Raw genomic sequence first — 6697 nt, 5'->3', positions numbered from 1 at the left:
CCCCCCAGCCCCCGGACCACCAGGCCACTGGACGTGTGGGGCGGGGGGTCGTAGGGTCGGGCGAGAGAGGTTTACTAGCGGTGCTAGTTTTAGGTTCTGCCGGAGGCTGTCGTATGTCCGCGTCCTCGAAGTTGCCCCCGTTCGACCCCGCCGACCCCTTGGGGATCGACGATCTGCTGGACGCCGAGGATCTCGCGATCCGTGACACCGTGCGCGGCTGGGCGGCGGACCGGGTGCTGCCGTATGTCGCCGAGTGGTACGAGAGCGGGGAGCTGCCCGTCATCCGGGAGCTCGCCCGGGAGCTGGGCGGGCTCGGGGCGCTCGGGATGTCGCTCAGCGGCTACGGATGCGCGGGCGCGAGCGCCGTGCAGTACGGGCTCGCCTGTCTGGAGCTGGAGGCCGCTGACTCCGGGATCCGCTCGCTCGTCTCCGTGCAGGGCTCCCTGGCCATGTACGCCGTGCACCGCTTCGGCTCGGAGGAGCAGAAGCGGCAGTGGCTGCCCGGCATGGCCGCCGGCGAGGTCATCGGGTGCTTCGGGCTCACCGAGCCCGACCACGGGTCCGACCCGGCCGGCATGCGGACGTACGCCAAGCGGGACGGCTCCGACTGGGTGCTCAACGGGCGCAAGATGTGGATCACCAACGGGTCGGTCGCCGGCGTCGCCGTGGTGTGGGCGCAGACCGAGGAAGGCATCCGCGGTTTCGTCGTGCCGGCCGGCAGCCCCGGCTTCTCCGCGCCGGAGATCAAGCACAAGTGGTCCCTGCGGGCCAGTGTGACCAGCGAACTCGTGCTCGACGACGTGCGGTTGCCCGCCGACGCCGTCCTGCCGGAGGTCACCGGGCTGCGCGGCCCGCTCAGCTGTCTGTCCCACGCGCGCTACGGCATCGTCTGGGGCGCGATGGGCGCGGCCCGCTCGTGCTTCGAGACCGCGGTCGAGTACGCGAAGAGCCGGGAGCAGTTCGGGCGGCCCATCGGGGGGTTCCAGCTCACCCAGGCCAAGCTCGCCGACATGGCGGTCGAGCTGCACAAGGGGATTCTGCTCGCCCACCATCTGGGGCGGCGCATGGACGCCGGCCGCCTGCGTCCCGAGCAGGTCAGCTTCGGCAAGCTCAACAACGTGCGGGAGGCGATCGAGATCTGCCGGACCGCCCGCACCGTCCTCGGGGCCAACGGGATCTCGCTCGAATACCCCGTCATGCGGCACGCGACGAACCTCGAGTCGGTCCTCACCTACGAGGGCACCGTCGAGATGCACCAGCTCGTGCTGGGCAAGGCGCTCACCGGACTCGACGCCTTCCGCTGATCCGGCCCGGGGGCCGAGGCAGGGCCGACGAGCGGCCCTGCCTCAGCTCTGGTTGAAGAAACCGTCCGTCCGGTGCGCGGACGGATCCCCGTTCACGATCTCCGTGTTGGCGGGGGACAGCAGGAACACCCGGGTGGACACCCGCTCGATCGAACCCCGCAGGCCGAAGATCAGCCCGGCCGCGAAGTCGACGACGCGCTTGGCGTCGGCGGCCTCCATGGCGGTGAGGTTCATGATGACCGGCACACCCTCGCGGAACAGCTCGCCGATCGCCCGCGCGTCCCGGAAGCTGTCCGGGGTGACGGTGCCGATGCGGCGGCCCTTCTCCTCGGCCGTGTCCGCCGCCACCTTCACGCGCGGGTCGGTGACCCAGGCGTCCTGCGAGTCGGTCCCCTCGGAATAGTCGTCGTCGTAGTAACGCTCGTCATCGTTGTCGTCGACGAGGCCAAGCCAGGCACTCGCCTTGCGCACCGATCCCATGGACGCCTCCTCTCACAGCGGTCTTTCTGCTTTCCGCATTCCCCATGGTCGTCCATGATGCGGATGTCGCGCCAAGTGGATAGACGCCGCGCGGGGGGTTTGTGACGGTACTGGTGCACAGCTCGTACGTCGAGAGCCCGCGTCTCCCAAGGGTCGCACCGCATACGGCTGCTGACTGTGAGTGAAATATGATTCTTCGTGGCGGATGGGTGACGGACGGTGCGTCCGGGTGAACCGAGTGCCCCCGATCCGGCATGACAATCGGTCGATAGCATGCGGCAGCTCAATGTCCCAAGGACGACGGGGGTTGTCGTGTTCGGAATCGTCAGGCCGTGCGCTCACCGGCTCGGAGAAGGTCTCAAGACCCAGTGGATGGCCCACCTGTGCGGGCTGTGCCTCGCGCTGCGCGGCGATCACGGGCAGTTCGCCCGGGTCGTCACCAACTACGACGGCCTGCTCATCTCGGTGCTGACGGAGGCTCAGGCCGAGCGCGTCACCGCCGGCGGATGGCGGCGCACCGCGGGTCCGTGCCCGTTGCGGGGCATGCGCACCGCCTCCGTCGCCCAGGGCGAGGGCGCGCGGCTCGCGGCCGCGGTCTCGCTGGTGCTCGCCTCCGCCAAGGTGCGTGACCACGTCGCCGACGGGGACGGGATGCTGGCGCGGCGGCCCGTGGCCGCCGCCGCGCGCCGCGTCGCCGCGAGCTGGGGGCGGGCCGGGGAACGCGGCGGGGCGGCCGTCGGGTTCGACACCGCCGTCCTCGTCGACGCCGTGGACCGGCAGGTCGGCGTCGAGGCGCTCGCCGGTCCGGGCACCTCGCTGCTGACCGTCACCGAGCCCACCGAGACCGCCACCGCGGCCGCCTTCGCGCACACCGCGGTCCTGGCGGGCCGGCCGGGCAACGCCGCGCCGCTCGCCGAGGCCGGCCGTCTCTTCGGACGGCTGGCCCACCTGCTGGACGCCGTCGAGGACCAGGCGGCGGACGCGGCGGCCGGCGCCTGGAACCCGCTGACGGCCACGCACACCCCGCTGACCGAGGCCCGCCGGCTCGCCGACGACGCCCTGCACGGCATCCGGCTCGCCCTGCGCGACGTCGCGTTCGAGGAGGGCAGGCTGGCGCACCTGCTGCTCGCCCACGAGCTGGGGCGGTCGGTGGACCGGGCCTTCGGCGCGCAGTCGTGCGGACACGCGCAGGGGCCGCGGGACGCGGACGCCCCGACGGGCGCGTTCGGGCCGCCGACCGGCCCGTACGCCCCGCGCGACCCCGCGGATCCGCACGCGCCGCACGCACCCGGCAACCCCTACGGCAACCCCTTCGGGGCCGAGCCGCCCCGGCCGCAGAAGCGGGGCTTCCTGGCCGGCTGCGCGGTCGCGATCGGCCTGTGCTGCACCTGCAAGGTGTGCTGCGCCGACGAGTTCGAGGGCCCCTGGTCGAGGAAGAAGCGCGAGGGCCTGTGCAACGACTGCGGCGACTGCGGCGGCTGTGACGGCGGTTGCTGCGACTGCTGCGACGGGTGCTCGTGCTGCGAGTGCTGCGCCTGCGACTGCTCCTGCTGACGCGCCGTCACGTGCCGTGCGCGGGCGCTCATCGTCCGTGCCGGCCGCCGGTGGGGTGAGCGGCGCGCATCCGCGGGACGTATCTCCCGCCAAGGATGCGCAAGCGCGAAAGGACCAGCGACCATGCCCGGGCGTTCTGACCAGACCGTGCCGCTCGCCGTGAAGATCGTCGTGAGCGGGGGGCTCGGGGTCGGCAAGACCACCTTCATCGCCGCCGTCTCCGAGATCGAGCCGCTGGACACGGAGGCGCCGATCACCCAGGTGTCGGTGGGCGTCGACTCGCTCGACGGCGTCGAGTCCAAGACCACGACGACCGTCGCCCTCGACTTCGGCCGGATCCGGCTCGGTCCGGCCATCGCGCTGTACCTGTTCGGGACGCCGGGTCAGGCCCGCTTCTCGTTCCTGTGGGACGACCTGGTCGAGGGCGCGCTGGGCACGGTCGTCCTCGCGGACACCCGGCGCATCGAGGACTGCTATCCCGCGCTCGACTACTTCGAGGCGCAGGACGCGCCGTTCGTCCTCGCCGTGAACCGCTTCGACGGGGCCGAGCGGTTCGAACCGGACGAGGTCAGGGAGGCGTTGGGGCTGCGTGCGGAGATTCCCGTGCTGGAGTGCGACGCGCGGGAGCGGGGATCCGTACGGGACGTGCTGGGCGTCCTGATGGACCGGGTGATCGGGTTCCGGGCCGCGCCCGGGCGTCGGGCGGCGGTCGCCCGGGGGTGAGGGCATACCGAGGGGAGGATGCGTGGGTGAAGGCGGGGCTGGTGAGGGGGGAACGCGAGGGGGCGCCCGGGCTCAGGGGCGCGCAGGGGGTCGGCTCAACAGGAACAGGACCACACACGACCGAAGTCGATGTGGGAGCGGGTGACCAGCCACTGCTGCGGATGCATGGGCCAAGTGGAACAGGTCCCCGATGACGCGTCAACCGGCCTGAGACGTACCGCTCACAGTTCGGACAGCCTTGACAGTGCGGGGAAACACCCCCGTACTCTCGCTCCACGGCCCTGCTGAGGGGCTCGGCCGTGTCCGCCGTCGTGGGGTGGAAGGCGCATCCGTGTCACGGAGCCTTCGCATGCCTTCCGAGCCCCCGTCCCAGCCTCTTGCCGCACCCCCGGCGCCCCATCCGGCCAGACCGTCCCTCGTGATCGTCGGGGCCGGGCCGCGAGGTACCGGCCTCATCGAGCGGATCGCCGCCAACGCCCCTGAGCTGTACGCCGGTTCAGGTCTCGACATCCATCTCGTCGACCCGCATCCGCCGGGGGCGGGACGCATCTGGCGGGCCGCCCAGTCGCCGTTGCTGTGGATGAACTCGCACGCCGAGGACGTCACCATGTTCACCGACGAGACGGTGCGCATGGACGGGCCCGTGCGGCCCGGGCCCACCCTGCACGAGTGGGCCGGACTCGACGGGCGCGTCTTCGCCGACCGGCGGATCCAGGGCGCGTATCTGAGCTGGGTGCACGAGCGGGCCGTGGCCGCGCTGCCGCCGGAGATCACCGTGCACCGCCACCCGCGGCGGGCCCTGCGGGTGAGCGGTGCGCGCGAGGAGCGCCAGTCGGTGTGGCTGGAGGGCCGTGCCCGGCCGCTGCCCGCCGACCTCGTGGTCCTCGCCCTCGGTCACCTCGACGCCGAACTGGACGAGGAGCAGAGCGCGTTGGCCGCGTACGCCCGTGCGCACGGACTCGTCCACCTCCCGCCGGACTTCACCGCCGACAGCGACCCGTCCGCGCTCGGGGCGGGAGAACCGGTCCTGGTGCGCGGCTTCGGACTGGCCTTCGTCGATCTGACGGTGCTGCTCACCGAGGGCCGCGGCGGCCGGTACGAGGGCGACGTCTACGTGCCGTCGGGGCGCGAGCCGGTGCTGTACGTCGGCTCGCGGCGCGGTGTGCCCTACCACTCGAAGATCGGCTACGACTGGACCGGCGAGCGGCCGCCGCTGCCCCGCTTCCTGGGGCCCGCCGAGATCGACGCCCTGGTGGCGCGGCCCGGCGGTTTCGACTTCCGGCGGGACGTGTGGCCGCTGGTGGAGAAGGAACTGGGCTTCGTCCACTACCACCGGCTGTTCACGGCTCACGCCGAGCGGACCGCCATGGCCTGGGCCGACTTCGAGGAGAAGTACGCGGCCGCCGCGCCCGGACCCGAACGCGAGGCGCTGGTGGCCTCCGCCGTGCCCGACCCGCGCGACCGGCTCGACCTGGCCGCGCTCGACCGGCCGCTGGACGGGGTGACGTTCGGCTCCTTCGAGGAGTTGCAGGAGGGCCTGCGCGGCTACGTCGAGGACGATCTGGACCGCCGCCACGACCCGGCCCACAGCCCGGACCTCGCCGTCTTCCTGGGACTGCTGTCCGTCTACGGGCAACTGGTCCGGCTCGGGGGGATCGGCTCCTGGTGGCACGGGTTCTTCAGCTACCTGGCCTCCGGGCCGCCCGGCCCGCGACTGCGGCAACTCCTCGCGCTGTCCCGGGCGGGGGTGGTGAAGTTCCTCGGCGCCGACATGACCGTACGTGCCGAGGACGGCGTGTTCCGGGCGACCGGCGCGTCCGTGCCCGGGCACGCGGTCGAGGCGCGGGCGCTGGTGGAGGCCCGGCTGCCGGAGCCCACGCTGCGACGCGCCCTCGACCCGCTGCTGCGCGACCTGCACGCCGACGGCGCAGGCGAGACCGCCGACGGGCTGCTGCGGGTCGACCGCGCGGACGGGCGGGTCCTGGACCGGGCCGGCCGGCCGCACCCGCGGCGGTTCGCGCTCGGGCCGCACACCGACGGGCGCACGCCGGGCGCGTTCACCCGGCCGCGCACGGGCGGTCCCGCGTTCCGGCAGAACGACGCCACCGCCCGGGCGGCCCTGGTGTTCCTGCGGGACCTCGACGCCGACGCCGTCGGGTGAACCGGCCGTGCGACCGGCCTCCTTCGACGCGCCACGGAAAGGTTTCCTCCCCATGACCTCAACGCCCGGCCGGGGGCTGCTGCACCTGGCCGCCGCCGTCGACCGGCCCGAGGGGCACGACGCCGCCCGCTGTACCGAGCTGGCGCGGCTCGCCGAGCGCGGCGGGCTCGACTTCGTCACCCTGGGCGAGGCCCTCGCGCGGCCCGGATGGGACGCGCCGGCCGTCCTGGCGCGGGTGGCGGCGGCCACGCGGCGCGTCGGGCTGGTGCCCACCCTCCCCGCCGGACGTCCCGAGCCCCTCGCGGTCCCGGCGGCGGTCGCCGCTCTGGACCGGGTCAGCCGGGGCCGGGCCGGCTGGCGGACCGACGCCCGTGCCGCGCACGCGGAGACCCCTCTCCCCGAAGGCCCCGCCGCGCCGCCCGACCTCCGGCGGCGGGAGGGCGGCGAGGTCGCCCTCGCGGCGGCGGGGTCGGGG

6 protein-coding genes are annotated in these 6697 nt (G+C 73.5%); 5 read left to right on the top strand and 1 reads right to left on the bottom strand.

Annotation, left to right across the window (positions count from 1 at the left end; translation table 11 throughout):
- Positions 1–113 precede the first annotated feature (113 nt).
- On the top strand, positions 114–1304 hold the full coding sequence (locus KMS84_RS37280) for an acyl-CoA dehydrogenase family protein (RefSeq protein ID WP_256920987.1): 1191 nt from the start codon (positions 114–116) through the stop codon (positions 1302–1304).
- A 42-nt stretch (positions 1305–1346) separates the two neighbouring features.
- Here KMS84_RS37280 and KMS84_RS37275 read toward each other — a convergent pair whose 3' ends face one another.
- On the bottom strand, positions 1347–1784 hold the full coding sequence (locus KMS84_RS37275; RefSeq protein WP_256920986.1) for a cell division protein SepF: 438 nt from the start codon (positions 1782–1784) through the stop codon (positions 1347–1349).
- Between the two features lie 312 nt (positions 1785–2096).
- Between KMS84_RS37275 and KMS84_RS37270 the strand changes: the two genes are divergently transcribed.
- The 4 genes from KMS84_RS37270 to KMS84_RS37255 form a co-directional block, all read left to right on the top strand.
- Positions 2097–3338, top strand: a complete 1242-nt coding sequence (locus KMS84_RS37270; protein ID WP_256920985.1) for a DUF5685 family protein — start codon at positions 2097–2099, stop codon at positions 3336–3338.
- A gap of 123 nt (positions 3339–3461) precedes the next feature.
- A complete protein-coding gene (locus KMS84_RS37265) occupies positions 3462–4061 on the top strand; it encodes a GTP-binding protein (protein ID WP_256920984.1) in 600 nt (199 codons plus the stop codon).
- 349 nt (positions 4062–4410) lie between these two features.
- On the top strand, positions 4411–6222 hold the full coding sequence (locus KMS84_RS37260; RefSeq protein ID WP_256920983.1) for an FAD/NAD(P)-binding protein: 1812 nt from the start codon (positions 4411–4413) through the stop codon (positions 6220–6222).
- 52 nt (positions 6223–6274) lie between these two features.
- A partial coding sequence (locus KMS84_RS37255) for an LLM class flavin-dependent oxidoreductase (protein ID WP_256920982.1) occupies positions 6275–6697 on the top strand: 423 nt, incomplete at its 3' end.

The sequence above is a fragment of the Streptomyces hilarionis genome, from assembly GCF_024539675.1.
GTDB classification, from domain to species: domain Bacteria; phylum Actinomycetota; class Actinomycetes; order Streptomycetales; family Streptomycetaceae; genus Streptomyces; species Streptomyces hilarionis.
Note: the sequence above shows the minus strand (reverse complement) of the source record. Positions and strands in the feature narration are given on the sequence as shown.